Source organism: Thioalkalivibrio sp. ALJ15 (assembly GCF_000383695.1).
GTDB lineage: Bacteria > Pseudomonadota > Gammaproteobacteria > Ectothiorhodospirales > Ectothiorhodospiraceae > Thioalkalivibrio.
Window position 1 is genome coordinate 486,868 of record NZ_KB912057.1, and the last position, 26,726, is coordinate 513,593.

Sequence of the window (26,726 nt, forward strand, 5' to 3'; positions counted from 1 at the left end):
TGTTTGGCCAGTGCCTCGGTGCCTGAATCGCATCAGCTCGGTAACAAGCATACTTACGTGTCCAGCGCCTCGACCTCCGGTTCGTTGCGGCAGTAGACGTACGCGACACCGCTCAGACGGCGATTGAGCTGCTGGAAGTCATCGAGGATCTCCCAGACCGGGTACGGCAGGCCGATCTGCGTGCGCTTCGCCTGGATCAGCCAGCGGCTGTTCTCCTGCTTGCGTTCCAGGATCTTGCGCCCGAACTCGGGGCGCTCGCGCATCAGCATCCGCGCCACGGTGTTCATCTGCTGCGAGAGCCGCGTCGCGGCCTCGGCCAACACCGGGCGCGCGGCGTCCAGCGCGTTGGGATGTGTCCGCACGAGGCGCTCGACATCCTCGTAGAGGTTCGGACCCAGCGTGCGCACGATGACCGGCAGTTCGCGCATGAAGTCGTCCAGAGTCTCCTTCAGGACCTGGTCGTCCTCATCCAGCGCGTCGTCGGGGATGCCGTCCAGGAACTCCACCAGTTCGTCGCGAACCTCCAGGATCTGCCAGCGCCGATGATCCATCTCCGTCTTGAGCCCGGGCGGAAGCGCACCCTCGGACAGCGCGAGCATCGCCCGCTCGCGGATCAGGTGCAGCTGATCGAACACCTTCAGTGTCTCACGCAGCACGGCGTTCAGGGCCAGGGCTGGATTCTGCAGGAGCAGCGGGTCGAGACTGGTCGCCGCGGAGGGCTCGGCGGCGGGCTTGGGAACCAGGACACGGACCCAGCGCCCGAGCAGAGGCGCGAACAGGATCGCCGCACAGGCAGCCAGATTGAACAGGGTATGGCCCCAGGCCGCCTGCTGCGGGAGGGTACCGGGCAGCGACTCCAGCGATGCCAGCGGAACGGTCAGCAACACGGCGGTGAGCGCGACCACCAGCGGCCCCTTGACCAGAAAATTGGCCAGACCGAGCCGGCGCCCCTGGCGATCGCCCCAGCCGGCAACCAACACCGTCAGCACCAGACCGATGTTCGCGCCCAGTACCCACAGCAGAAGCATCGTCAGGTCCACCTGCCCGCTTGCGACCAGCGCAAGCGCGAGCGCAATCGACGCCGTGGCGCTCTGCATCAGCAGCGTCAGCAGCGCAGCGCCGATCAGAAACAGCAGGGGGAGCTGCCCCAGCGCGGCGAAGAGATTGACCACGGCGGGATCATTGCCCAGCGAGCGAGCGGCCTCGCCCAGCAGCCCCATCCCCAGCAGCATGAAACCGAACGCCAGCAGCGCCTGCCCGATTCCCCGCGGCCGTGGGGCCTCGACGTACAGGAACAACGCCGCGCCCAGGGCGACGAACAGGCCCGCGAATGCCTGCAGGTCGAAGGACAACACCTGGATCAGCGCCGTCGTGCCCAGTTGCGCCCCCAGCAGAACCGCGAGCACGTTTTCCCAGGCGACATTCCCGCGGCGGGTCATCTGCACCGAGAGCAGGGCCGCGGCCGTCGACGAGGGCATTACGACCCCGCCCGCGACACCACCGACCCATGCGCGGGGGCGAGTGCGGGTAAAGCCCTGCAGCCAGTCGATCAGGTCACCGCCCATCGCCCGCGCGAAGCCCTTGCGCAGGAAGCGCAGGCCGAACAGGATCAGCAGGACGCCTGCTACGAGATTGATCATTTCCATCGCGGCACCTGTGCAGCGGTTCGCGCTCAGTTTGTGTACTTGCAGGCTCCGGGGCCCTGTCCCGGAGCTTCGGTTTTGGGAAACGGGTCTGCTCACCGCTGCCAGGCGGCTGGTTATCTGCCAGCCGTTCGGGCAGCAGGGAACGCTGCGCAATCTGAACGGCAGCTACGGGCCCGCCCTGGCAGTCACAACGCTCCTTTCCGGACTCGGATCCTGCAAAAGAAAACGGGCCGCCTCCCGGCTCGGAGTCCCGGAAGACGGCCCGCTGGTCAGTGTCCGGAGCGGACGCGTCAGAAGCTCAGAGTGTAGCCGGCCACGAAGAGGTCCTGAGCACCGCTCTCGTCGCGCGAGGCGTAGGTGAGCGAGAAGGTGCCGAAGTCGGTCGCGTGCGCCGCGCCCAGTTCCCAGAACTTCGCGCCGTTGTCATCGGCCGGATCGTCATAGCCGAGCCCGCCGAAGAGCTCGGTACGCGGGGCCACCTCGTGCCCGGCCCCGACGAACCAGACGCGGCTGCCCTCGGCATCGCGATCGTCGGCGTGGGCGACATACGCCACCTCGGCGAACAGCGGCCCCCAATCGGCGCCCAGGAACAGCTCACCCTCGTCTTCGTCATCCAGGCTGGAGTAATGGGAGTACTCGTAGCCGAATTCGATGCCGATCGGGCCAGCGTCGAAGCCATAGCCGACGAACGGGACGATCTCGGTGCCACGGCCACTGCCCAGGCTGGAGGCCTGCACACCGGTGAACACGCCGGTGGGGAAGCCCAGCTCGAAGCCGCCCTGCACCACCGGGTCGTTGTCGGACTTGGACGCACCGTCGTCGATGTAGTCGGTGAACACGCCGATGTTGAATTCGGCCTCGGTGGCCTGGGCCGCCGAGATGCCGAAGGCGAATACACTGGCTGCGGCCAGCACGCCGCGATGGAAGTTTCGATGGTTCATGTCAATTCCTCTTCTATCAAACGTTCGTTACGGGCGTGTTGCCGGATTCTGTCTCCGGCAACACGGTTCGGATTCCCCGGCATTCAGGCCGGCATGTGCGCACTCAGCAGCCAGGCGGCCATGCCGAAGTACACGGCCAGCCCGGTGAAATCCTTGATGGTCGTGATGAACGGGTCCGCGCCTGGCGCATGGTCCACACCGATCTTCAGCAGTACCCACGGAAGCAGGAAGCCCAGGATCGACGCGGTAAACACCGAGACAAACAGTGCCACGCCAACCACGATGCCCAGCTCCGGGATGCCGTTCGGCGCACCCTGCCAGAAGTGGGCGATGGTACCGGCGATGACGGCCATCACAACCCCCATGGCCAGGCCTACGCCCCCCTCTCGGACCAGATGCGCGCGGAAGAAGCGGCCCAGGTTGATATGCCCCAGGGCGAGCCCGCGGGCGAAGATCGTGGTCGACTGCGTGCCAACGTTGCCGCCCATGTCCATCACCAGCGGGATGAAGATGGCCAGCGCGACCACCGCCGCCAGGGTGTCCTCGAAGAAGTCGATCACCCCGCCTACGGCCAGACCACCCGCCAGCGTCACCATCAGGAAGGCCATGCGCACCTTGACCGCATAGCCGATCCCGCCGGAGGTCAGCTTCTCCGAGCGCACGACATCCTTCTGGTGCAGCAGGTCGCCGATCCCGGCCTTCTTGTAGAAGTCCTCCGAGGTGTCTTCCTCGAGCACGTCCATCGCGTCGTCGATGCGCAGCACCCCCACCAGCACGCCGTCGGCATCCACCACCGGCAGATACGGCAGATCCGTGCGCTGCAGCAGGCGGGCGGCCTCGACCTTGTCGCCGTCGGGCGTGGTGCAGAAGTCCTCCAGTTCGATCAGATCCCCAACCGTCTGGCCGGACTCCGCGCGGAACATCCGGCCCAGGCGCACCAGCCCCTTGTAGTGGTGGTCGCGATCGGTAATCAGCAGTGCGGCCCCGACATCGTCCGGCATATTGCGATCGTCGCGCAGGCGGGCGGTGACCTCGCTGACGGTCTCTTCCGGGGTCACCCAGAACACCGGGCGACGCATCACACGAGCCACGGTGTCCTCGTCCTGACGCCACAGGGCGCGCACCTTGTCGCGCTTGGCCCCGGGGAGGGCATCCAGGAGTTCGTCCGCCAGGGACTTGTCCACCAGCGTCAGAGACCGCGCCAGGGTGTAGGCCGGCAGGCTCTGGACCAGCTCGCGGGCCTCCGGCTCGGGCATGTGCTCGAACAGGATCGCCTGCTCTTCGTCATCCATCGCCAGGAAGATGGCGCGACGTTCGTTGGTATCCACGCCCTCCAGGATCACCCAGCGCGAACGCGGGTCCAGCTCGGACAGGCGGTTGGCGGTAATGGCCGGGACCGGATGGATCACCTCGTCGCGGGCAGCACCCACGTCACCGGCATGAATCATTTCCAGAATCTTGTCGTTCATTGCAATGCTCCTTGTGCTTAAAAAATAAAAAACGCACGCGGGGCATTACAAAAGACAAAAGAATCCCGTGACCGCTGGTGGCGGTCTCTTACAAAACCCCCATCAGCGAGACGAACACACTTTTACTTTTCTCACTGCCCCGCAGTGATGTTCCGGGTCTAGACCCGGGGTCGTCGTCTTCAGGCGCTGGCATGGCGGCCTCCTGCTGGTTATTCATGGATACAGTCCAATCCGTTACGCGCACGGCAACGTGCGCATCGGCCCGGAATCCGGGCAGAGGCGGAATATCATCGAATGGCATGGGGCAGCGCGCCACGCGCAAGGGCGGGCGCAATACGGGCTGAGGGGCTGGGGGGGCACCCGCGAGGGGCGCAAGGGGAAAGGCTTTCTGCCACCCCCCGGAGTCACGCATATCGCTGACACCGGGGGACACCACCGCACTACCGGGTGGCGGGACCCCGCTGGCAACGATATGCATGCTCGTACCGGCTACCGGCCCGACGCTCATGCATCCATCGACAACAGTCCATTGACAGACCTCTGCTACTCAAGATGGGCGCGATTGTAGTGACGACCATTCACTTTCGCAACCCCGAAAATAAAATTCTTATACGGCCTTTTGTTCAAAACGCTGGATCAGCGCCTTGAGTTCGGCGGCCTCGGCCAGCATGCGCGCGCTGGCGTCGCGCGCATGTGCGGAGACCGAACCGGTTTCGCTGGCGACATCGCGGATGGAGGTCACGTTGCGGTTGATCTCCTCGGAGACCGCGCTTTGTTCCTCGACCGCCGTGGCGATCTGGGTGTTCATCTCGGTGATCTGGGCGACGGCCTCGCGGATGGTAGTCAACGAATCCCCCGCCGCACGGGCCTTTTCAACCCCGTCGGCCGCCTGTTCCTGGCTGGCGCGCATGGCGGACATCGCCTCGCGGGCACCGTTTTGCAGGCTCTCGATCATGTTGCGGATGGTCACCGTGGACTCGTCGGTGCGCTGCGACAGTGAGCGCACCTCGTCGGCCACCACCGCAAAGCCGCGGCCGTGCTCGCCCGCGCGCGCGGCCTCGATCGCGGCGTTCAGCGCCAGCAGGTTGGTCTGTTCGGCAATCTCGCGGATCACACCCAGGATCTTGTCGATCTCCTCGGTGCTCGCCTCCAGCTTGCCCAGCTTCTCGGCAGTCGATTCGACCTCGGCCGCCATGCGGTTGATCACGGCAACCGTGTCGTTCACGACCTCCTGCCCGGCCCCGGTCTCCTGCTCGGCGTGGTTCGCGGCCTCGGCCGCGCGCGCGGAATTGCCGGCCATCTCCTGGATAGTCGAGCTCATCTCGTTCATCGCAGTGGCGACCTGGTCGATCTCGTTTTGCTGGCGCTCCACGCCCGAGGCCGTCTGATCGACGCTGCTGGCCATCGCCTGCGCGTCACCGGCCACCGCATCGGCCTTGTCCTCGATACGGCCCAGCACCGTGCGCAGCTTCGCCTCGTTGAAATGCTGGATCAACTCCAGCGACGCGCTGTCGTCGCGACGCCCGGTATAGATCGCCTCCATCACGGGGTTGTCGAACTGTTCGCGGGCGCGGTTAACCGCCTGCCGGATACCCGAGGTCAACGCCAGCGACACCACCCCACCGGCGACGAAGACCAGCGCCAGCAGGCCGGCCAGGACCAGTGGCGGGGGTGCCAGGGACACAGCGGCCAGCGCCAGCAGAAAGCCCGCGATCCACGTCCCCGCAAGACGGCAGGTGAGGCCGTGATACCAGCGCCGCGCAAAACTCCGGCCCCGGTTGAGCGCGGCATAAACCTGCTCCGCGCGGGCGACATGCTCGCGCTCCGGGATGGCCCGCACCGACTCGTAACCGGTCTTGCGGCCGTGCTCGTAGGCAGGTGTTACAAAGGCATCCACCCAGTAGTGGTCACCGTCCTTGCGCCGGTTTTTGACGATACCCATCCACGGGTGGTCCGCCTTCAGGGTCTCCCACATGTTCGCGTAGGCGGCCTCCGGCATGTCCGGGTGGCGCACGATGTTGTGCGGCGAATGCTCCAGCTCTTCACAGTCGAAACCACTGACCGTCACGAAGTCATCGTTGGCATAGCGGATCCGGCCCTTCTCGTCGGTGGCCGAGATCAGGTCTCCGTGGGCCTCCAGGGAATACTCGGTCTGAGTAACGGGAAGGTTCTTGCGCATAAGGGACGATGTCCTGTTGTTCCAGTGTCAGGGTGGAGCCGAAGCGGCAGACAGATGGCCTCGCCTTCATGCGGGACCATATATGCACCACCCGATATAACGGCCAGGGCCGTCGTAGCTTGAGGCACGGGCCAATTGATCGTGTGCGAGAAAAGACTAACCGGCGCTCGAGGCTGCCTGCACCACGCGGCAAAAACCCTTGAACGCGCGGTCATCGAGGGCATGCTGGCGACTGCGGCGATCGGCATACACCAGACCGACCACCTGGCCCTGGTCCCGCACCGGCGCATAAAAGGCATCGACCCCTCCTGTCAGGGCCTGGACCGCCTCCGGCAGCGCCACGCCCGGGTAGTGGCGCCCCCACCAGGTCGGCATGTCATCCTCCAGCACGGCCTCCAGCGGGCCCAGGGCCGAACGATGGATCACGAAGTGACTAAATTCCGGCTCGTGCAGTGTGCCGACCATGTGCTCGGCTCGCAGTGATTCGCCATCACGCGCAAGCCGGGCGAACACCACCCGGTTCAGTCCCAGCCCGAACTGCATCACGCGCAATATGCGCCGCAGCCGCGACACGCGGTTGGTGTCCTGTTGTAGTCGCGCCAGCCCCTCCTCCAGCACATCCGCACGTGGGCAAAGCGCGAGGCGCGTGCGGTGGCGCACGCCGAGCCAGACCGACCCGGGTGTCGCGGGATTCAGGGGCTCGATGTGATACAGGTCGACGTCGTCATTGAAGCGATCGATGATCTCCGACAGCCGGTCCGCGACGACCTTCTCGTTGACTCCGGTCAGGCCGGCCAACAGGCGCAGATCGCGATCGCCCCGCACCGTGTCCATCCCGCGCATGATCTGCCAGGCCACCGCACTGGCGACCATGACCTCAAAGGCGCGCGGATGCGCGGCGTTGACCGCGCGCTGAGTCCCCACGACCAGTTCGGGCAGCTCCATCGCCTCGGTCATCGCACGCGACAGGTCGTCGGTCGCGTAGCCCAGCGCGGTATAGCTGGCCTCGTCGGGAAGGGCGTTGAGCTCCAGCATGGCAAGCAGGCGGCCCAGGCGTGGCTCACCAGCCACCAGGAGACCGAGCAGGCCCAGCTGATTCAGCAGGGCGGCCAGACCGACTTCCGCCGGCTCGGAGTCGCGTCGACGCTGGGCCACGTCGGCCGCGATCATCGCCGCCAGCCGCGACTGGGCCGCCACCTGCCGATATCGCTGCGGTTCACGCACGACCTCACCAACCGGCGGGGCCGTGCGGACTTCATCGCAGACGTTCTGCAGACCGAGCATGGCGATGGCATCGGGCACCGAATGCACCTCCTGGCGCATACCGCGGCGCGAGCCGTTCGCCCGCAGGACCAGACGCAGTGCAAGGCCGGGGTCGCGCTCCGCCCACTGGCCCAAATCCCGCAAGGAGCGCTGCACCAGCGCATCCGGCTGGGAAAAGGCGACTGCACTGGCTTCCAGAATCGGCCAGTCGAGTCCAGCCAGGCGACGTGCCTGGTCGCTATAGGGCGCGCCCTCATCCTTGGCCATGCTGTACCTCGCGCGGGGGAGTCGTTATCGTTATGGCCGTCACTATATCAACAGCGAAAGCGTGACCGGCGTCACTTTCGCCCATCGACCAGCTCGGGGTTCCCGTTTCGTGAAGTATTTTCTTGGCATCGTCGTCGTATTCTCGTCGGTCTTCGGGGGGTACTACTTTCATGGCGGCGACCTTCGGGTCATGTGGCAGCCATACGAATACTGGATCATCGGGGGTGCAGCGCTGGGCGCATTCCTGATCGCCAATCCGCCTCGAGTCGTCATCACCGTCTTCAAGTCCATCCCCAGCCTGATGAAGGGTAGCAAGTACAAGTCGGACGACTACCTCGACCTGCTCGCACTGATGTACAAGCTCTTCACCAAGGCCCGCAAGGAAGGGCTGATGGGGGTGGAGAATGACATCGAGGAGCCGGAGAACAGCGAGATCTTTCAGGCCCACCCGCGGATCCTGCAGGATCACCACGCGATGGAGTTCATTACCGATTACATGCGCCTGATCATCTCCGGCAGCATGAACCCGCATGAACTCGATGCCCTGATGGATCTGGACCTCGAGACCCATCACGAGGAATCGCACAAGCCCGCCCACGCCGTGCACCGCGTTGCGGAGGCCCTGCCCGGCTTCGGGATCGTCGCCGCGGTGCTGGGGATCGTAATGACCATGGGCAGGCTCGACGGCTCGATCGAGGAGATCGGCTCGAGCGTGGCGGCCGCGCTGGTCGGCTCATTCCTCGGGATCCTGCTGGCTTACGGCTTTGCCGGACCGACCTCGACGGCGCTCGAGACCCGCGCCCAGGAAGAAGCCAAGTTCCTGCAGTGCATCAAGGCCTGCATCCTGGCCAATGTCCAGGGCTACAGCCCGCAGGTCGCCGTCGAGTTTGGCCGCAAGACCATGGAAGGCGCCATGCGCCCGAGCTTTACCGAGCTCGAGGAGCACGTGAAGGGGGCCTGACCGCCTCCGGATCAGCCACATGGGCGTCGAGGACAAGACCCAGCCGATCATCGTCAAAAAGAAGGTGGTCAAGGGCGGCCACCACGGTGGCGCGTGGAAGATCGCGTTTGCCGACTTCACCCTCGCGATGATGGGTTTCTTCCTGGTGTTATGGCTGCTCGTGGCGCTGGACGACGAACAACGCGCCGGCATATCCGAGTACTTCCAGAACCCTTCCGCATTCGTCGGCGAGGCCGCCGCGCCCGGCCAGGCACCGGGCGATGGGACCGGGGTCGATCCATCGCTGATCGACTTCGAGGGCATGCCCGAGCTGATCCAGGACCCCGAGGCCATGGAGGCACCCATGGGGCTGGATGGAGAGGCGTTGGACGAGCTGGCCGAAGCCCGCGACCGCGAGGCCCTGGAGGCACTTCAGGAAGCCTTGGAGGAAGCCCTGGGCCAGAGCCAGGCCCTGGCGCCCTACAAGGACCAGTTGCTGCTGGATATCACTCCCGAGGGACTGCGCATCCAGATCATCGACCGCGAGAATCGCCCGATGTTCGACACCGCCAGCTCCACTCCTCTTCCGCACGCCGACGCGATCCTGCGCGAGCTCGCAAGCCTGATCAATCAGGTGCCGAATCGCATCTCGATCACCGGCCACACCGATGCCCGCCCCTTGCTGCGTCCGGACTATTCCAACTGGGAGCTTTCGACCGACCGCGCCAATGCCGCACGCCGTGCGCTGATTGCGGGCGGAGCCGAATCGGGACAGGTCGCGCGGGTCGTGGGCCTGGCCGACAGCGTACCGTTCACCCGCGACGACCCGGAGGCGGCCATCAACCGACGCATCTCCATCATCGTGCTCAACCAGGAGGCCGAAGAAGCGATGCGCAAGAGCCTTGAGGGCGAGACCTACGCACCAGAATCCACCTCCTCCCCTGAGAGCGAGAACGGCCCGGGCACACCGATCGATCCCCAAGCGCCCATCGACGAAACTCGCCCAAGCGACACCTGAGCGCTACGGCTCCCTCTCGCGCGCGCCCCAAGGTGCGCTCGCAGCAACCAGCGCCGACCGCGTACCGAGCTCAAGCCAGGCCGTATGCGCCGCGGCAGCCCCTCTTTCCCGTGCACCAAAAGACAAAGGGTCGCTTCTCGCGAACGGGTTGGGGGGGCGGCCTGGGCTGTACGACAGGCAAAGAAAAAGGCGCCCGAAGGCGCCTTTCTCAGATATGGCGGAGCGGACGGGACTCGAACCCGCGACCCCCGGCGTGACAGGCCGGTATTCTAACCAACTGAACTACCGCTCCAAATTTTCTTCATGCAGCCAGTCAGGCTGCATGGTGGGTGCTGACGGGTTCGAACCGCCGACATTCGCCTTGTAAGGGCGACGCTCTACCAACTGAGCTAAGCACCCGATAAAGCGCACTAGTTTACGCGATCCTTGAGCGCTTTACCAGCCTTGAAAGAAGGCGTTTTGGAGGCAGCGATCTGGATGGACTGGCCAGTACGCGGGTTACGGCCGGTGCGGGCTTCGCGCTCGCGGACGAGGAAGGTGCCAAAGCCCACCAGGGAGACCTGGTCGCCCTTGGCCAGAGTATCGCCCACCACGGTCACCATGGCGTCCAGCATGCGGCCGGCCTGGGCCTTCGGGACATCGGCTTCTGCGGCGATCGCGTCGATCAGTTCGGATTTATTCATGAAGCGCTTCCTTATCTCAGTGGTGACTCAGGCTTACGGCCCGATGAAGGCCAAGCTTACACCAGCGCGGGGAGGGTTCTCCATCCTGTCGCGGGCTTGCCCAGCCGGGAATCAAATAATGCGATTGGGGTTATATCAAGGGGCTCGAAAAAGTGTCAAACAAGCGTTACACAACCCCTGCGGTTCACTGTACGCCACGGCGCAAAAAAACCGCGGCCGAAGCCGCGGTTTTGATTGCAAATCCGTTGCTTAGTGGTGCCGGACCCGGCGTCGGCCCGATTCCTTGGCCGGCTTCACAGCCTCCTCGACCTTGGCCGGTGTCTCGCCGCCCTTGGCCTCCGGCAGGTGCGTGAGCGCCACCTCGAACACCTCGTCGATCCAGCGTACCGGGCGGATATCGAGCTTGTTCTTGATGTTCTTCGGGATGTCCACCAGGTCCTTTTCGTTCTCCTCGGGGATCAGCACCGTGCGGATCCCGCCACGATGGGCCGCCAGCAGCTTCTCCTTGAGCCCGCCGATCGGCAGCACCTGACCCCGCAGGGTGATCTCGCCGGTCATCGCCACGTCGGCACGTACCGGGATGCCGGTCAGCGCCGAGACGATGGCCGTGCACATCGCGATACCGGCCGAGGGGCCGTCCTTGGGCGTGGCGCCCTCGGGGACATGGATGTGCAGGTCTTTCTTCTCGTGGAAGTTCTCCTCGACCCCCAGGGACTCGGCACGCGAGCGCACGACGGTCAGGGCCGCATGGATCGACTCCTGCATCACGTCGCCGAGCTTGCCGGTCTGCTGGGTCTTGCCCTTGCCCGGGACGACCGTCGCCTCGATGGTCAACAGTTCGCCACCGACCTCGGTCCACGCCAGGCCAGTCACCTGGCCGATCTGATCGTTCTCCTCGGCCAGGCCGAAGCGGAAGCGCCGCACACCCAGGTACTTGTCCAGGGTCTTCGGGGTGACCGACGTGGTGCGGTCACGCTCCTTGCCCTTGGCCAGGAGACGCTGCTTGACCACCTTGCGGCAGATCTTGGCGATCTCGCGCTCCAGGGCGCGCACACCCGCCTCGCGGGTGTAGTAGCGCACGACGTCGCGCACCGCGGCATCGGAGATATTGATCTCGTCCGGCTTCAGGCCGTTGGTCTTGATCTGCTTCGGTACCAGGTAGGTATGGGCGATGTTGACCTTCTCGTCCTCGGTGTAGCCGGACAAGCGGATGACCTCCATACGATCCAGCAGCGGACCGGGGATGTTCATCGAATTGGCCGTGGCCACGAACATCACGTCGGAGAGGTCGTAATCGACCTCCAGGTAGTGGTCGCTGAAGGTATGGTTCTGCTCCGGGTCCAGGACCTCGAGCATCGCCGAGGCCGGATCGCCGCGGAAATCCATCGCCATCTTGTCGATCTCGTCGAGCAAAAACAGCGGGTTGCGCACCCCGACCTTGGACAGGTTCTGGACAATCTTGCCCGGGAGGGAGCCGATATAGGTCCGGCGGTGACCGCGGATCTCGGCTTCGTCACGGACACCGCCAAGGGCCATGCGCGAGAACTTGCGGTTGGTTGCGCGCGCGATGGACTGGCCCAGCGAGGTTTTGCCGACCCCCGGGGGACCGACCAGGCAGAGGATCGGGCCCTTCAGCTTGCGCACACGCGACTGCACGGCGAGGTATTCAAGGATGCGCTCCTTGACCTCTTCCAGGCCGTAGTGGTCCTCGTTGAGGATCTTCTCGGCACGGGCCAAGTCCTTGCTGACCCGGGTCTTCTTCTTCCACGGGACATTGACCAGCCAGTCGATGTAGCTGCGCACGACGGTGGCCTCGGCCGACATCGGCGACATCATCTTCAGCTTGTTCAGCTCGGCGGTGGCCTTCTTCTTGGCCTCCGCCGGCATGCCGGCCTGCTCGATCTTCTCGGCCAGGTCTTCCTGTTCGTTTGGCGCATCCTCGAGATCGCCCAGCTCCTTCTGAATGGCCTTCATCTGCTCATTCAGGTAGTACTCGCGCTGGGACTTCTCCATCTGCTGCTTCACGCGGCCGCGGATCTTCTTCTCGATCTGCAGCACGTCCATCTCGCCCTCGATCTTGGCGACCAGGTGCTCCAGACGCGCACGCACGTTGGCGATCTCGAGGACCTGCTGCTTCTCCTCGAGCTTCAGCGACATGTGCGCAGCAATGGTGTCAGCCAGACGCGAGGTGTCGTCGATCCCGGCCAGCGAGGTCAGGATCTCCGGCGGGACCTTCTTGTTCAGCTTGATGTACTGCTCGAACTGATTGAGCGCGGAGCGGCCGAGGACCTCGAGTTCCTTCTCCTCGGTGTCGTACTCCTCCTCGATCATGCGGATATCGGCGGTGAAGTAGTCCTCTTCCTTCTCGGCATTGCCGGTCGTGGAGACATCCATCACGCGCGCGCGCTGGGCGCCCTCGACCAGCACCTTGATCGTGCCATCGGGCAGGCGCAGCAATTGCAGGATGTTGCCGAGGGTACCGATCTCGTGCAGATCGCCGGCCTCGGGCTCGTCCACCTCGGCGCTCTTCTGCGCCACCAGCAGGACCTGCTTGTTCTGGGCCATGGCGGAATCCAGCGCGCGGATCGACTTCTCGCGACCCACAAACAGCGGGATGACCATGTGCGGATACACCACGACATCGCGCAGCGGCAGGACCGCGACGCGCTTCACGGGGGAATCCACCTCGTTCTGGGAGGAGTGTTGGTCGGTCATGTGGCCCCCTCAGGGCTTGACGAATGTACGGGAGAGATGGGGGCGCCCTGACCGTTTTTCAAGCCGGGGCCAGCCCCATGCCCGCCCCCTGTGCATGACCGCGAAGCTTCAGGAATCGGCAGCGGCCTGCTTGGAGAACGATGCGTTCTCGTAGATGAGGTAGGGCTCGGCGTCTCCGCGGATCACGGCTTCGTCGATCACCACCTTGCTGACGCCCTCCATCGAGGGCAGCTCGTACATGGTGTCGAGCAGGATGTTCTCCATGATGGTGCGCAGGCCCCGGGCGCCGGTCTTGCGCTCCATCGCCTTGTGGGCGATCGCGGCCAGGGCATCGTCCCGGAACTCGAGCTCCACGCCTTCCATATCGAACAGACGGGCGTATTGCTTGACCAGCGCGTTCTTCGGCTGGGTCAGGATGGTGATCAGCGCATCCTCGTCCAGTTCGTCCAGCGTCGCCTGCACCGGCAGACGACCGACGAACTCGGGGATCAGGCCATAGCGCACCAGGTCGTCGGCCTCCAGCTGTTTCAGCCATTGGCCGCCGCTCTTGCTCTCGTCCTTGGAGCTGACCTCGGCAGAGAAACCGATACCACCCTTCTCCGCGCGCTGCTGGATGATTTTCTCCAGGCCGGAGAAGGCACCGCCGCAGATGAACAGGATGTTGCGGGTATCGACCTGCAGGAACTCCTGCTGTGGATGCTTGCGCCCGCCCTGCGGCGGCACGGAGGCCGTGGTGCCCTCGATCAGCTTCAGCAGGGCCTGCTGCACACCCTCGCCCGAGACATCGCGGGTGATCGAGGGATTGTCCGATTTGCGCGAGACCTTGTCGATCTCGTCGATGTAGACGATGCCGTTTTCGGCCTTCTCCACATCGTAGTCGCACTTCTGCAGCAGCTTCTGGATGATGTTCTCGACGTCCTCGCCCACGTAACCGGCCTCGGTCAGCGTGGTCGCGTCGGCGATGGTGAACGGGACGTTGAGCACCCGCGCCAGCGTCTCGGCCAGCAGCGTCTTGCCGGAACCGGTCGGGCCGATCAGCATGATGTTGGACTTGGACAACTCGACGTCGTCCTTGCCGGCTCGGGCCTCGAGGCGCTTGTAGTGGTTGTACACCGCGACCGAGAGGATCTTCTTCGCGGAGTTCTGCCCGATCACGTAGTCGTCGAGGATCTCGCGGATCTCGCGCGGCTTGGGCAGCGAATCGCGCTCGGTATGCCCCGCCTCCTGCATCTCCTCGCGAATGATGTCGTTGCAAAGCTCGACACACTCGTCGCAGATAAACACGGAGGGACCCGCGATCAGCTTGCGCACTTCGTGCTGACTCTTCCCGCAGAAAGAGCAGTACAGAAGCTTGCCGTCGGCGGAGGGGGTCTTGTCGTCGCTCATCCGTATGCCTCGGTTGCGCTATCAGGGTTTCTCAGAACATGCCCCGTTTGCAGCCACGTTGCAAACGGACCGGGCGCGAGTCCGGTATATCCCGCTCGCACCCAGCCTGGCTTCGATCAGGACTTGTCCTTCTTGCCGGCTTCCTTGTCGCCGGTGTCCGGCGCGCCGCGGCTGGAGAGGACGTTGTCCACCAGGCCGTAGTCCTTAGCCTCCACTGCGGTCATGAAACGGTCACGATCCGTGTCCTGCTCCACCTGCTCCACGGTCTGCCCGGTGTGGTGAGCGAGTACGCGGTTGAGCTCCTCGCGGATCTTCAGGATCTCGCGGGCGTGGATGTCGATATCCGATGCCTGCCCCTGGAACCCGCCCAGCGGCTGGTGGATCATGACCCGCGAGTGCGGCAGGGAGTAACGCTTGCCCGGGGCACCACCCGCCAACAGCACCGCGCCCATGCTCGCGGCCTGGCCGACACACAGGGTGCTCACCTGGGGCTTGATGAACTGCATGGTGTCGTAGATCGCCATGCCCGCGGTCACGGCCCCGCCCGGGGAGTTGATGTACAGGCTGATCTCCTTGTCCGGGTTTTCCGATTCGAGGAACAACAGCTGGGCCACGATCACGTTGGCCATGTAGTCCTCGACCGGACCCACACAGAAGATGACCCGGTCCTTCAGCAACCGGGAGTAGATGTCATAGGCGCGCTCGCCGCGGGCGGTCTGCTCGACCACCATCGGGACCAGATTCAGCCCCTGGGCATGCTGCGCCCCCTGACCGGCCATGTCGTGGCTCATTCAGTCGACTCCTTATTCGGATTCATGACGTCCTGGAAGCTGGTCTTTTTCTCGGTGACCTTGGCCTGATCGACGATCCAGTCGACCACCTGGTCCTCGAGCACCAGCGACTCCAGGTTGCTCTTCGCCTGCGGGTTGGAGCGGTAGTACTGCTTGACCTCTTCCGGGTCCTCGTAGGTGGCCGCCATGTCTTCCAGGTCACGCTCGACCCGCTCCGCGTCCACCTCGAACCCCTTCTGGTCGATGATGGCGCGCAGGGACAGACCCAGGCGCACGCGGCGCTTGGCCTCCTCCTCGAACAGACTGTCGGGGAGCGGCTGGGTCTGCTGGGCACCACCGAAGCGCTTCTCGGCCTCCTCGCGCAGGCGATTGATCTCGGACTTCACCAGGGCATCCGGCAGGTCGAACCCATGGCGCTCGATAATCAGCTCCATGACCTGATTCTTGACCTTGCCTTTCAGCGCCTGGTTCAACTCGCGCTCCATATTGGACCGCACGTCGGCGCGAAGTTTCTCGACCGAGCCGTCTTCGATGCCGAATTTCTTCGCGAACTCTTCGTCCACCTCAGGCAGCTTGGGCCCCTCGACCTTCTTGATGGTCAGGGCGAACTGCGCGGTCTTGCCCTTCAGGTTCTCGGCCGGGTAGTCATCGGGGAAGGTGACGTCGATGGTCGGCTCTTCGCCGGTCTTCACGCCCTTGAGCTGCTTCTCGAAGTCTTCGATCAGACGGCCGGCACCCACTTCCACCTGGAAGTCTTCGGCCTTACCACCCTCGAACTCCTCGCCATCGATGCTGCCGACGAAGTCCAGCGTGATGCGATCGCCCTTCTTCGCCTTGCGCTTGACCTCGGCCCATTCCTTGTTCTGCTCGCGCAGGGAGTCGATCACGCGATCGATGTCCTCGTCGCCAATCTCGGCCACCGGGCGTTCGATCTCGGCATCGGAGAAATCGGCCACCTCGACCTCGGGAAAGACCTGAAAGCTCGCAACGAACTCGATCGGCTGCCCGCTTTCCACACTCTGCGGCTCGATACTCGGGTTCCCCGCAGGCTCCAGCCCTTCCTGCTGCACGGCCTCGCGGTAACTCTCCTGCAGGACTTCGCTCAGCACCTCCTGATAGACCCCGGCGCCGTAACGCTGGCGCACGACCTTCAGCGGGACCTTGCCCGGGCGAAAGCCGTCGAGCCGGACGCGCTTGGCCAGCGATTTCAGACGGTTGTCGACTTCGGTCTCGACGCGCTCGGGGGGGACCTGGATGGTCATCTTGCGTTCCAGGTTGCCGGTGGCTTCAACGGAAACTTGCATGAAGGGCCTCGCAATAGTTCAAAAATCGGTCATCCCTGCCGACCGCAGCACTCGCCGGCTGCCTGCCTGGGCGTTCACGGGACATTGGTGCGAAAGGAGAGACTCGAACTCTCACGGGTTTTACCCCACTGGGACCTAAACCCAGCGCGTCTACCAGTTCCGCCACTTTCGCGTGTGCATTCAATGGTTCGATAAAGGCGCGCATTCTAGCCTGTTCGCGTCCCATAAACACAAAAAGCCCGCGTAGGCGGGCCCTTGTGCCGGCCGCGCTCGCACGCGCCCGGGAATAATGGTGGGTCGTGTAGGATTCGAACCTACGACCAATTGGTTAAAAGCCAACTGCTCTACCAACTGAGCTAACGACCCATGTCTGAGGCCCGCATGGCACCCCCGCAGGGGTCCGCCGGCCTTGTCATTACGCGGCAGCACCTGAATCACCGCGCCGCGTAGTTTACGGCCCGCCGGGGAAAACGCAAGGCTCCCCCGGCGGCCGGCGATCAGATGGCCTCGAGCTTGCGCATGCCACCCGGCAGCAGCTTCATGTCCACCAGCGAGGTGACCAGGGCCTTGCCGAAGGTCGCCTCGTCTTCATAGACCATCTTGTAGTACTGGATCTTCATGGTCAGCGCGGACCCGAACACGATGAACGCAAAGGTAAAGAAGCCACCCAGCGCCAGCGTGGAAATCCCGGTGACCGCCTGACCGATGGTGCAACCCAGCGCCAGGATGCCGCCGACACCCATCAGGATGCCGCCGATGAAGTGGTTGACGAAGTCACGGAAGGACGAGAACCACTCGATTCGGAAGCTGCGCGACACCAGAGCCCAGAAGAACGAACCCAGGATCACGCCGGCCAGCGCCAGCACACCGAAGTACAGCATGGTGCGGTCAAAGCCGCTGGACACGTAGCCCACGCTCTGGCCCATCGGGTTGATAAAGGTAAACGACTGGTTGGCCCAGGGACCGGACAGCGCCGGACGCTCGCCATCGTCGTCATCGGCGACGAAATCCCATTCCTGGATGTATTCCTGGGCGCTGTACACGCCGCCCATGCCGTCGTCGATCTGGATGTTGCTGGTCAGCCACCAGGCCCCGATCACCACCAGGCCGATCACCAGACCGCCCAGGATGTTGTCGAAACTCTTGCGGAAATCCGCGGCCTTGAAGATCAGGGCCAGCAGCAGCACACCGATCACCAGACCCATCACCAGGCGGGCGCCCAGGGCGTTCTCGCCAGCGATAATGGAGCCAAGATCCTGGCCGCCTTCCATCTGGATGGACACCGCGTCCATCCAGCCAAACAGCAGCTGGAACAGCGTCTGGCCGGTGCCGAAGACAGTGGCGCGGCTGGTCAGCCAGAAGGCGATCACACCGATGATGATCATCACCATCACCGACTTGATGTTGCCGCCACCCACACGCACCAGCGTCTTGTTACCGCAGCCGGACGCATAGGTCATGCCGATGCCGAACAGGAAGCCACCCAGGACGTGCCCGAGCCAGTTGAAGTTTTCGCCGCGGTAGGGAGGGAAGGAACCCTCGGCGCTCAGCACCCCGAAGAATTCGAGCGCCGCCACACCCAGCATCGCCACGGCAATCGCCAGCAGCCAGGAGCGCATGCGCCCGGTATCACCCATGTTCACCCAGTCGGAGACGGCTCCCATGGTGCAGAAGTTGGTCTTGTTCGCGACCGCACCCATGATGAAGGCGAGGACGAACGTGCCGCCCAGGAACATCATTGCGGCGGTTGAAAAGCTGGAGAATTCCATCAACGTATCCTCTCACTGATCGGTTGTCGGGCACGCCTGCACCCATGGGGTGCGCAGCATACATCGGACGCAAGACGAGATCGACCCCCAATTCATTCCGGACCCGGGGCTGTCTGACGAGGGCGAACCGTCCGCCGTCAGGCCGTCCGGTAGAGAGTCGGGTCGGGGACACCAGCGGCCGCAAAACCCTCGCGACGGATACGGCAGCTATCGCATCGTCCGCAGGCCCGGCCCTCGGGGTCGGCCTGATAGCAACTCACCGTCTGGGCGTAATCGACCCCCAGGCGCGCGCCGGCACGGATGATCTCGGCCTTGCTCATGTGCATCAAGGGTGCACGCACCTCCCAGCGTACGCCCTCCACCCCGGCACGGGTAGCGACCTGCGCAAGGTCGCGGAAGGCGTCGATAAAGGCCGGTCGACAATCCGGGTACCCGGAGTAGTCGACCGCATTCGCACCGACATAGAGCAGCCGGGCATCAAGCGTTTCGGCCAGCCCCAGCGCCAGAGACAGGAACACCGTATTACGGGCGGGCACATAGGTCACCGGGATGCCTTCGCTCGACTCGGTGGGGACCGCGATCGCGTCATCGGTGAGCGCGGAGCCGCCGATCGCGGTCAGGTCGACCCGGACCACTCGGTGGTCCTGCACGCCCTGGGCGGCAGCCACGCGGCGCGCCGCGTCGAGCTCGGTACGGTGTCGCTGGCCATAGTCGATCGACAGGGCATGACAGTCGAGCCCGTCGGCCAGCGCCATTGCCAGGCAGGTTGCAGAATCCAGCCCGCCCGATAGCAACACCACCGCCTTATCCGGTTGCGACATCGACTAACGACCTGGTTGATCGCCCCACAGGAGCTTGTGGAGCTGAAGCTGAAACCGCACGGGCAGCCGTTCGGCCACGATCCAGTCGGCCAGCTCGCGCGGGGCGAGCTCGCCGAATACCGGCGAGAACAGGACCTCGACCTCGGGCGCAAGATCCAGGCGCCCGAGTTCCGCGCGGGCCCAATCGAAATCCGCTCGGTTCGCGAGTACGAACTTCAGCTGATCGCCGGCAGCAAGGTGAGGGATATTGGCCTCCAGGTTGCGGTCCTGCTCGTCGGAGCCCGGCGCCTTCCAGTCCATCACGACCGTGACGCGCGAATCGAGCCCGCCGATGTCGAGGGCGCCGCTGGTTTCCAACGACACCCGATAGCCTGCATCACACAGCCGCGCCAGCAGGTCGCGACAACCGGGCTGGGCCAGTGGCTCCCCACCCGTGACACAGACATGACGGACGCCCGTCTGACCGACCCACGCGAGGATCGAGTCCAGCGCGCGTGCCTCGCCACCCTCGAAGGCGTAAGCACTGTCGCACCAGCGACAACGCAGCGGGCACCCGGTCAGCCGCACAAATGCGGTGGGCCAGCCGGAATCCGCCGCCTCGCCCTGCAGCGAAACGAACATCTCGGTGATACGGACCTGGGTCGGGCCATGCGAATCGCCCGTGGTCGGTGCGCGCCGGGCACGCACGGGGATCTCGGTCATTGCCCGTCGAGCCGCCGCAACCGCTCGCGTGCCAGGCGGTCCAGCGTCGTGCCGCCGTAATCGGCGCGCACCGCCTCCAGCGCCTCGCGGGCCTCGTCCTCGTTGCCCAGCTCGTAATGCGCATAGCCGATCTTGAGCAGGGCATCCCCGGACTTGTCGCTCTCCGGGTACTGCTCGCGCAAATGCTCGAAATCCTCCAGGGCCGCCTCGAAGTCGCCACTGGCATACTTGGCCTCGGCCAGCCAGTACCAGGCATTGGCGGAATAGTCGCTGTCGGGATAGCTCTCGATGAAGCGTTCAAGGCCGCTCATCGCGGCGTTGTAGTCACCCGCCATCAACTGCTCGAAGGCCTCCTGGTAGGCCGCCTGCTCGTCCGCCTCGGGAAGGTCGAACTCAATGACCTCGTCCGCCGGGGCAGCGGTATCCGCGGGCGCGGCCGCGCCGGTCTCGAACGTGGCCACACGCTCGTCCAGGTTACGGAACTGATCGCGCTGACGGGCGTTCAGACGCTCCAGCTCGTGGCGCAGCGTCTCCACTTCGCCCCGCAGCTCGCGCATCTCCCGGTTCATGGTTTCCGCACCCCGCAGGAGTTCCTGCATGGCGCTGGAGTCCAGCGTCCGCTCGATGCGGTCCAGCCTCCGCGAGAGGTCGCGGATCTGCGACTGGGTCGCGAACACGTCGTCCTGGGCGACGGCTTCGCTGGCAAGCGGGCCCCACGACCCCATCGCCAGGACCAACACCCCGGCGGCGACCGCCACACCCACCCGTGGAAAGAGAAATGCCCCCGGGGGGGCATTTCGGTTACTGCTACCTGTCAAACGCCGCATGGCGCCTCCCGTCGTCTAGCGCCGGGATTCGTAGACCAATTCGACCCGGCGATTCTTGGCCCAAGCCTCCTCGTTCTGCTCAAAGGCGACCGGCATTTCTTCACCATAACTGATGACCTCGATCTGGTCATCCGAGGCCCCGTTCAGGGTCAGGATACGGCGCACCGACTGTGCGCGGCGCTCGCCCAGCCCCAGGTTGTACTCGCGAGTACCTCGCTCGTCGGTATGGCCCTCCAGCCGCAGGCGGGCCCCGGAGTTCTGCGACAGATAGGCCGCATGCGCCTCGAGCATATCCATGTACTGCGACTGCACCTCGTCACGGTCGAACTCGAAATAGACCAGGCGCTCGGCCAGCGGGCTGTCCGGATCATCCAGCGCATCGGCATCGAACTGCCGATCGCGGCCCAGCGCGCGGGCCTCGGCCTCGCGGGCCTCGGCTTCGGCGCGTTCGCGCTCCGCTTGCTCGGCCGCAGCCCGCTCGGCCTCGCGTTCGGCATCCTCGGCATCACGCGTCGGCGTCGCACACGCCGACAGCGCCCCAATCACCATGGCCACAAAAAACCAGCGAAAGATCGTGCTCATCACGTCATTATCCTCGAAAAGCGGTTGTTATTAGGAAGATCAATTCAAGGGTGACCAGGCCGGCTCACGGACCTCGCCCTCCCTGGCAGCGAGACGCTGATGGACCTGCCCATCCTGGCTCACCGAGCCCAGCACGCCACGCCCGCCATCTGTCATCGCATAGATAATCATGCTGCCATTCGGGGCAAAGCTTGGCGATTCCGCATCCCGCCCATCCGTGAGGCGGGTCACACGGCGGTCGTTCAAATCGAGACGGGCCAGTTGAAATCCGCCATCACCACCGTGCACGTAGACCAGATAACGCCCATCCGGGGACACCGTCGCCGCGGCCGCATAGCCGCTCTCGAATGTCAGACGCCGGGGGCTGCCCCCCTCTCGCGGCAGCGCATAGATCTGCGGCGCGCCTGCGCGGTCGGACGTAAAGTAGAGGGTTTCGCCATCGGGCGACCAGACCGGCTCGGTCTCGATCGAGCTGGTCTGGGTCATCTGGCGCATCTCGCCCGTCTCCAGCTCCATCAGGTAGATATTCGGCGCCCCATCGCGTGACAGGCTCAGCGCGAGATAGCGGCCATCGGGCGACCAGGCGGGCGCGCTGTTGATACCCGTGAAGCTGGCCACCCGTTCCCGACTGCCGGTCTCGACATTCTGGCGATAGACCTCGGAACGGCGGTTCTCGAACGAGACGTACACCAGTTCGCGTCCATCCGGCGACCAGTCCGGCGACATGATCGGCTTCGCGGAACGAAACAGGGTGCGCGGATTGGCCCCGTCGGAATCGGCGACCTCAAGGGCAAAGCGGCGCTCGTCGCCGTTACGCTCCACGCTCACGAACGCGATGCGCGCACTGAATGCCCCCGGGTCACCCGTGATCTGTTCGTAGATGATGTCCGAGATACGATGCGCCCCGCGCCGGAGCATGTCGCCGGGCACCGGAATGCGCCAGCCGCCCAGGCGTTCCTCGGACAGCACATCGAATACGTGAAACTCCACGAGGACGTCATCGCCATCGCGGCGCTGATTGCCCACGACCAGGTACTCGACCCCGGTGTCGGCCCAGGGCTCGGCAAGAAAGTCGGCCGGTCCGGACGGGGCCGCAGGCAGATCGTCCTGTTCGACATTGAACAGCCCGCTACGGGCCAGGTTGGCCGCGACGATCTGGGAGATGTCCTCGTCGAGCTCACCCTCCCCCTCGTAGGTAAACGGCGCAACGGCCACCGGTATTGCCCCGGTGACCCCCTCGGTGACCGTGACTTCCAGCACGGCCTGTGCCTGCGCTACCCACAGCAGCAGCATGGCCGGCAGCATCCAGTGAATCAGTCGTCGCATGAGCTCCTCGTCAGGCGGGCGTGGCCCGCGAATCAGTCCGGTTCAAATCGGATCCGCACCCCGCCACGCACCGCGCTCGCATCCGGCGGGCGCGGCAGCGAACTCAGACGGTCCATGGTCTGGCGCACGGAGTCGCAGAACCGGCTGTCGCCGGAACAGCTTTCGATATCGAAGTCGATGATACGCCCGGTCTCGTTTACACGCACGAGAACAATGGCACGATCCGAGGAGTCGATATCCGACGGCTGGCGCCAGCGTCGCTGGACCACCGACTGCACCTGGGCCCGCCATTCGTCCACCTCGCGGTCCATCTGCGCCTGGCGCTCCGCGGCCTCGCGCCGTTCGCGCGCTTCCGCCAGGCGCTCCTGCTCGCGTTCCATCGACTCGCGGCGGCGCTGCTCCTCAAGTTCGCGCGCCTGTTCGGCCCGGCGTTCGGCCTCTTCCTGCTCACGACGCTCGGCTTCTTCCTGCTCGCGGCGCTCCTGCTCCTCGCGGGCCTGGCGTTCAGCCTCTTCACGCTCGCGCCGCTCGGCCTCTTCGCGCTCGCGGGCCTCCTCGGCCTCCTGTCGTTCACGCTCCGCCGCCTCGCGTTCGGCGCGGATCCGTTCACGCTCGGCCTCGGCCTCTTCCTGTGCGCGTTGGCGCTCCTCTTCGGCCTCTCGGCGTGCCTGCTCGGCTTCCTCGATCGCCTGCTGCCGCGCCCGTTCTTCCTCTTCCTGGCGGCGTTGCTCTTCGGCCTGTCGGCGCTCTTCCTCGCGGCGGGCCTCTTCTTCGGCGCGCCGTTGCTCCTCTTCCTCGCGCAGCTGCTCGGCGACTTCTTCCTGGCGAGCGACCTCGCGTTGGTGCTCGACCTGATCGAACGCCTCGGCATCCACGGCCACCGCGTCGATCACCTCAATATCCTCCTGCACCGAGATCTCCACCGCGGCCTGCGAGGAGGTGGGGGATATCAGGCTGATATTGAACATCAACGCCGCAAACAGCGCCCCGTGCAACAGGAGCACGAGGAGGAAGCTGACAGGGTGGCGGCGGACAAGCTCGAACACGGCAGCGTGCGTCAGTCGCCGGTTTCGCGCGGCGGCTCGGTGATTAGCCCGACACGCCCGCCGCCCGCGCGCTGCAGGGCGATCATAGCGTCGATCACACGCCCGTAGTCCACATTACGGTCGCCACGCACGAAGGTCTGGGTGCCCGGATGCTCCGCCAGGAACTCGCGCACGATCTCGGTCATCTCCTGAGGCGCCAGCGGCTCATCGATGATTGGCCCCTGGTTCAGGCTCATGGCCCCACTGGCGTCCACGGTCACCACCAGCGGCTCGGCCGCCTGTTCGTCCCGGTCCAGGGCCTCGGCGTCCGCCTCCGGCAGGTCGACTTCCACACCCTGCTGCAGCATGGGCGCGGTGATCATGAAGATGATCAAAAGCACCAGCATCACGTCGATAAACGGCACGACGTTGATCTGGGACATGGGCCGCCGCAGGCGGCGACTGTTGCGGCGCTGCTCGGACATGGGTCAGGCCGTGGCCTCGGAGGCCGTATCCGTGGACTTGGCGTGAACCTGCCGGTTGAGCAGAGCCACGAACTCGTCATTGAAGTTCTCCAGGCGCACGGCCACGCGGTCGACATCCCCCGCAAAGCGGTTGTAGGCGATCACGGCCGGGATCGCGGCAAACAGACCCAGCGCGGTCGCGATCAGGGCCTCGGCGATCCCGGGAGCGACCATCGCCAGGGTCGCCTGCTGCACCCCAGACAGCCCCAGGAAGGCATGCATGATGCCCCAGACCGTGCCGAACAGGCCGATATACGGGCTGGTTGACCCCACCGTGGCGAGGAACTGCAGATAACGCTCCATCTCGTCAATCTCGCGCGCGATCGCCACACGCATGGCACGCTGGGCGGGCTCACCGGCCGGGATGCCATGCTGGCGCGCACGCAGAAATTCCTTGAACCCAGAGGAGAAGACGTGCTCCATGCCCGTCATTTCCTGCTTGCGCCGCACCCCTTCGTAGAGATGGGAAAGGTCGGCCCCCGACCAGAAGCGCTCCTCGAAATCGTCGCAGGCGCGGTGCGCCGCATTCAGGGACCTGGCCTTGACGACGATCGCCAACCAGGAGAGTACGGAGGCGAGCACCAGAATCACCATCACCAGCTGGACCACCAGGGTCGCCTCCATCACCAGCTGGTACATTGAAAAGTCGACTGCCACTTGTCCGTCTCCCGTTACAGCGTTACTTGGTTCCGGCTACGCGGTCAGCCGGCCCATGATCATGATGTCGGCGCAGGGCCTCCAGTACCGGACCGGGGATCGCGGCGGGCGCCTGGCGCGCCACCTCGACGCAGGCAATCCCCACCTCGCCGCTGGCCAGGGTCTCGCCGTCGCGCTCCACACCCTGATGGAACTCCAGGCTCGCCCGGCGCAACGAGTGCAGCCGGCAGGTCACCGTCAGGGCATCGTTGAAGCGCGCCGGGCGCCGCATATCCAGACAGCAGCGGCGCACCGCAAAAACGATCCCGTATTCCTCGCGCAATGCATCCTGCTCGAACCCCAGCGCGCGCAACCACTCGGTGCGCGCGCGCTCCATGAACTTGAGGTAGTTCGCGTGGTAGACCACGCCGCCGGCGTCAGTGTCTTCGTAATAGACTCGCACCGGCCACTCGAACGGGGCGTCGCCTTCCGTCACGGACGGCCTCCGCCCTGGCTGTCGACCGGCGCCAGCAGGTCGGGTTCCACCGACCCGGTCAGGCCGAACATCGCCAGCGTCCGCCGCGTGGCCTGACGCCCGCGCGGGGTTCGCTGCAGGTACCCCTGCTGGATCAGAAACGGCTCGACCACATCCTCCAGGGTACCGCGATCCTCGTTCAGCGCCGTCGCCAGGCTTTCCACGCCGACCGGCCCGCCGTCGAATTTCTCGACCAGCACCTCCAGCAACCGGCGGTCCTGGGCATCCAGGCCCGAGGCATCGATCGCCAGCAGGTCCAGCGCCTGACCCGCGACCTCGGCGGTAATCACGCCGGAGGCACGGACCTCGGCATAGTCGCGAACCCGCCGCAGCAGGCGATTCGCCAGGCGCGGCGTGCCCCGCCCGCGGCGCGCGATCTCCGCCGCCCCTTCAGGCTCGATCCCGACACCCAGCAATCCGGCGGCGCGCCCGACAATATGGGCGAGGTCTGTGACAGTGTAATGATCGAGTCGCTGAACGATGCCGAACCGGTCACGCAACGGCGCCGAAAGCAGGCCCGCGCGCGTAGTCGCGCCCACTAGTGTGAACGGGGGCAAGTCCACCTTGATCGAGCGCGCCGCCGGTCCCTCGCCAATCACGATGTCGAGCTGACCGTCTTCCAGCGCCGGATACAGGATCTCCTCGACCACGGTCGGCAGGCGGTGGATCTCGTCAACGAACAGGACGTCCTGGGGCTCCAGCGCGGTCAGGATCGCGGCCAGGTCGCCAGCGCGCTCCAGTACCGGGCCCGAGGTCTGGCGCAGCCCCACCCCGAGTTCGTTCGCCACGATATGGGCCAGGGTCGTCTTGCCCAGCCCCGGGGGGCCGGCCACCAGCGTATGGTCCAGGGCCTCCCCGCGCCCGCGCGCCGCCTCGATAAACAGGCCCAGTTGTTCAACCACCCGGGGCTGTCCGGTGTAGTCGTCCAGCCGCTTGGGACGCAGGCTGACCTCCACCCGCGTGTCCTCCGACTGACTCTGCATATCGACCAGGCGTGATTCCATGACCCCGCAGTATGCATCCGTCGCGATGGCGTTTATAGACCCCCGTACAACTTTAAAGGAAGCGTCTCAAAAGCTCCCGATTCAACCCGTATCAAAGCCTGCGGGCAACGGCTCCGGCGGGCTCACAACCTCCCTATCCAGTTCCTCCACGTGCGCCATGCGGGGTCCCTCCCAAAGCCATGCCTCCAGCCGCTCCAGGGCATCCGGGTCGCCGACCGCCAGCACCTCCACGCGGCCGTCCGGCAGGTTGCGCGCATACCCCGTCAGCCCGAGCGCCTGCGCCTGTTCCCGGGTCGAGGCGCGAAAGAACACGCCCTGCACACGCCCCCTGACATGCCAGCGGCGGGCATGGGTATCATGGGCCTTTGCCATC

General features: G+C 65.1%; 24 protein-coding genes and 4 tRNA genes. 2 read left to right on the forward strand and 26 right to left on the reverse strand.

Features of this window, described 5'->3' with window-relative positions; translation table 11 throughout:
- Window positions 1-53 precede the first annotated feature (53 nt).
- The 5 genes from G015_RS0105915 to G015_RS0105935 all read right to left on the reverse strand — a co-directional run bounded on the left by G015_RS0105915 (window position 54) and on the right by G015_RS0105935 (window position 7,765).
- Window positions 54-1,646, reverse strand: a complete 1,593-nt coding sequence (locus tag G015_RS0105915) for a Na/Pi cotransporter family protein (RefSeq protein ID WP_018138777.1) — start codon at window positions 1,644-1,646, stop codon at window positions 54-56.
- A 290-nt stretch (window positions 1,647-1,936) separates the two neighbouring features.
- Entirely contained in the window at window positions 1,937-2,587 is a 651-nt protein-coding gene (locus G015_RS0105920) for a TorF family putative porin (protein WP_018994642.1), read from the reverse strand.
- Window positions 2,588-2,670: 83 nt separating this feature from the next.
- Complete coding sequence (gene mgtE / locus G015_RS0105925) at window positions 2,671-4,056, reverse strand: magnesium transporter (RefSeq protein ID WP_020146307.1); 1,386 nt, start codon at window positions 4,054-4,056, stop codon at window positions 2,671-2,673.
- A 607-nt stretch (window positions 4,057-4,663) separates the two neighbouring features.
- On the reverse strand, window positions 4,664-6,235 hold the full coding sequence (locus G015_RS0105930; RefSeq protein WP_020146308.1) for a PAS domain-containing methyl-accepting chemotaxis protein: 1,572 nt from the start codon (window positions 6,233-6,235) through the stop codon (window positions 4,664-4,666).
- A 156-nt stretch (window positions 6,236-6,391) separates the two neighbouring features.
- Window positions 6,392-7,765 (reverse strand): HDOD domain-containing protein, encoded by a 1,374-nt coding sequence (locus G015_RS0105935; protein ID WP_020146309.1) that lies wholly within the window; start codon window positions 7,763-7,765, stop codon window positions 6,392-6,394.
- 109 nt (window positions 7,766-7,874) lie between these two features.
- Here G015_RS0105935 and motA point away from each other — a divergent pair, with 109 nt between their 5' ends.
- Together motA and motB are read left to right on the forward strand one after the other, a co-directional pair.
- Window positions 7,875-8,726: a flagellar motor stator protein MotA gene (motA, locus tag G015_RS0105940; protein WP_018138782.1), complete on the forward strand. Its 852-nt coding sequence runs from the start codon at window positions 7,875-7,877 to the stop codon at window positions 8,724-8,726.
- A 19-nt stretch (window positions 8,727-8,745) separates the two neighbouring features.
- Window positions 8,746-9,723, forward strand: coding sequence for a flagellar motor protein MotB (gene motB, locus G015_RS0105945; protein ID WP_020146310.1), 978 nt, complete (start codon window positions 8,746-8,748; stop codon window positions 9,721-9,723).
- A 215-nt stretch (window positions 9,724-9,938) separates the two neighbouring features.
- Here the strand turns inward: motB and G015_RS0105950 are convergent.
- From G015_RS0105950 to G015_RS0106050, 21 genes are all read right to left on the reverse strand, one after another.
- Window positions 9,939-10,015 (reverse strand) — tRNA-Asp (locus G015_RS0105950).
- Window positions 10,016-10,046: 31 nt separating this feature from the next.
- Window positions 10,047-10,122 (reverse strand) — tRNA-Val (locus tag G015_RS0105955).
- A gap of 11 nt (window positions 10,123-10,133) precedes the next feature.
- Window positions 10,134-10,406: an HU family DNA-binding protein gene (locus tag G015_RS0105960; RefSeq protein WP_012981989.1), complete on the reverse strand. Its 273-nt coding sequence runs from the start codon at window positions 10,404-10,406 to the stop codon at window positions 10,134-10,136.
- Between the two features lie 249 nt (window positions 10,407-10,655).
- Entirely contained in the window at window positions 10,656-13,121 is a 2,466-nt protein-coding gene (gene lon, locus G015_RS0105965) for an endopeptidase La (RefSeq protein ID WP_018138784.1), read from the reverse strand.
- Between the two features lie 108 nt (window positions 13,122-13,229).
- Entirely contained in the window at window positions 13,230-14,507 is a 1,278-nt protein-coding gene (clpX, locus tag G015_RS0105970; RefSeq protein ID WP_018138785.1) for an ATP-dependent Clp protease ATP-binding subunit ClpX, read from the reverse strand.
- Window positions 14,508-14,623: 116 nt separating this feature from the next.
- The gene (gene clpP / locus G015_RS0105975) at window positions 14,624-15,298 is read right to left on the reverse strand and encodes an ATP-dependent Clp endopeptidase proteolytic subunit ClpP (RefSeq protein WP_018138786.1); all 675 of its coding nucleotides are present in this window, start codon (window positions 15,296-15,298) and stop codon (window positions 14,624-14,626) included.
- Complete coding sequence (gene tig / locus G015_RS0105980; protein WP_018174653.1) at window positions 15,295-16,602, reverse strand: trigger factor; 1,308 nt, start codon at window positions 16,600-16,602, stop codon at window positions 15,295-15,297. Before tig ends, clpP begins: the two co-directional genes overlap by 4 nt.
- 85 nt (window positions 16,603-16,687) lie before the next feature.
- Window positions 16,688-16,774: transfer RNA gene (locus G015_RS0105985), tRNA-Leu, on the reverse strand.
- A gap of 118 nt (window positions 16,775-16,892) precedes the next feature.
- Window positions 16,893-16,968 (reverse strand) — tRNA-Lys (locus G015_RS0105990).
- Between the two features lie 131 nt (window positions 16,969-17,099).
- Window positions 17,100-18,371 (reverse strand): YeeE/YedE family protein, encoded by a 1,272-nt coding sequence (locus G015_RS0105995; RefSeq protein WP_018138788.1) that lies wholly within the window; start codon window positions 18,369-18,371, stop codon window positions 17,100-17,102.
- A 137-nt stretch (window positions 18,372-18,508) separates the two neighbouring features.
- Window positions 18,509-19,192 carry a 7-cyano-7-deazaguanine synthase QueC gene (gene queC, locus G015_RS0106000; protein ID WP_038050064.1) on the reverse strand — a complete coding sequence of 228 codons (684 nt, stop codon included), beginning with the start codon at window positions 19,190-19,192 and terminating at the stop codon, window positions 18,509-18,511.
- Window positions 19,193-19,195: 3 nt separating this feature from the next.
- On the reverse strand, window positions 19,196-19,894 hold the full coding sequence (queE, locus tag G015_RS0106005) for a 7-carboxy-7-deazaguanine synthase QueE (RefSeq protein WP_018138790.1): 699 nt from the start codon (window positions 19,892-19,894) through the stop codon (window positions 19,196-19,198).
- Complete coding sequence (ybgF, locus tag G015_RS0106010; RefSeq protein ID WP_018138791.1) at window positions 19,891-20,658, reverse strand: tol-pal system protein YbgF; 768 nt, start codon at window positions 20,656-20,658, stop codon at window positions 19,891-19,893. Before ybgF ends, queE begins: the two co-directional genes overlap by 4 nt.
- Before the next feature lie 78 nt (window positions 20,659-20,736).
- Window positions 20,737-21,303, reverse strand: a complete 567-nt coding sequence (gene pal / locus G015_RS0106015; RefSeq protein WP_018138792.1) for a peptidoglycan-associated lipoprotein Pal — start codon at window positions 21,301-21,303, stop codon at window positions 20,737-20,739.
- A 39-nt stretch (window positions 21,304-21,342) separates the two neighbouring features.
- Window positions 21,343-22,629, reverse strand: coding sequence for a Tol-Pal system beta propeller repeat protein TolB (tolB, locus tag G015_RS0106020; RefSeq protein WP_020146311.1), 1,287 nt, complete (start codon window positions 22,627-22,629; stop codon window positions 21,343-21,345).
- Window positions 22,630-22,661: 32 nt separating this feature from the next.
- Window positions 22,662-23,675 (reverse strand): cell envelope integrity protein TolA, encoded by a 1,014-nt coding sequence (tolA, locus tag G015_RS0106025; RefSeq protein ID WP_020146312.1) that lies wholly within the window; start codon window positions 23,673-23,675, stop codon window positions 22,662-22,664.
- A gap of 11 nt (window positions 23,676-23,686) precedes the next feature.
- Complete coding sequence (tolR, locus tag G015_RS0106030; RefSeq protein ID WP_018138795.1) at window positions 23,687-24,139, reverse strand: protein TolR; 453 nt, start codon at window positions 24,137-24,139, stop codon at window positions 23,687-23,689.
- Window positions 24,140-24,142: 3 nt separating this feature from the next.
- Window positions 24,143-24,817 carry a protein TolQ gene (gene tolQ / locus G015_RS0106035; RefSeq protein ID WP_018138796.1) on the reverse strand — a complete coding sequence of 225 codons (675 nt, stop codon included), beginning with the start codon at window positions 24,815-24,817 and terminating at the stop codon, window positions 24,143-24,145.
- A gap of 40 nt (window positions 24,818-24,857) precedes the next feature.
- The gene (gene ybgC / locus G015_RS0106040) at window positions 24,858-25,310 is read right to left on the reverse strand and encodes a tol-pal system-associated acyl-CoA thioesterase (RefSeq protein ID WP_018174647.1); all 453 of its coding nucleotides are present in this window, start codon (window positions 25,308-25,310) and stop codon (window positions 24,858-24,860) included.
- A complete protein-coding gene (gene ruvB / locus G015_RS0106045) occupies window positions 25,307-26,353 on the reverse strand; it encodes a Holliday junction branch migration DNA helicase RuvB (RefSeq protein ID WP_018138798.1) in 1,047 nt (348 codons plus the stop codon). Before ruvB ends, ybgC begins: the two co-directional genes overlap by 4 nt.
- A gap of 81 nt (window positions 26,354-26,434) precedes the next feature.
- Window positions 26,435-26,725, reverse strand: a complete 291-nt coding sequence (locus G015_RS0106050) for an acylphosphatase (protein WP_018993738.1) — start codon at window positions 26,723-26,725, stop codon at window positions 26,435-26,437.
- Window position 26,726: the final 1 nt, after the last annotated feature.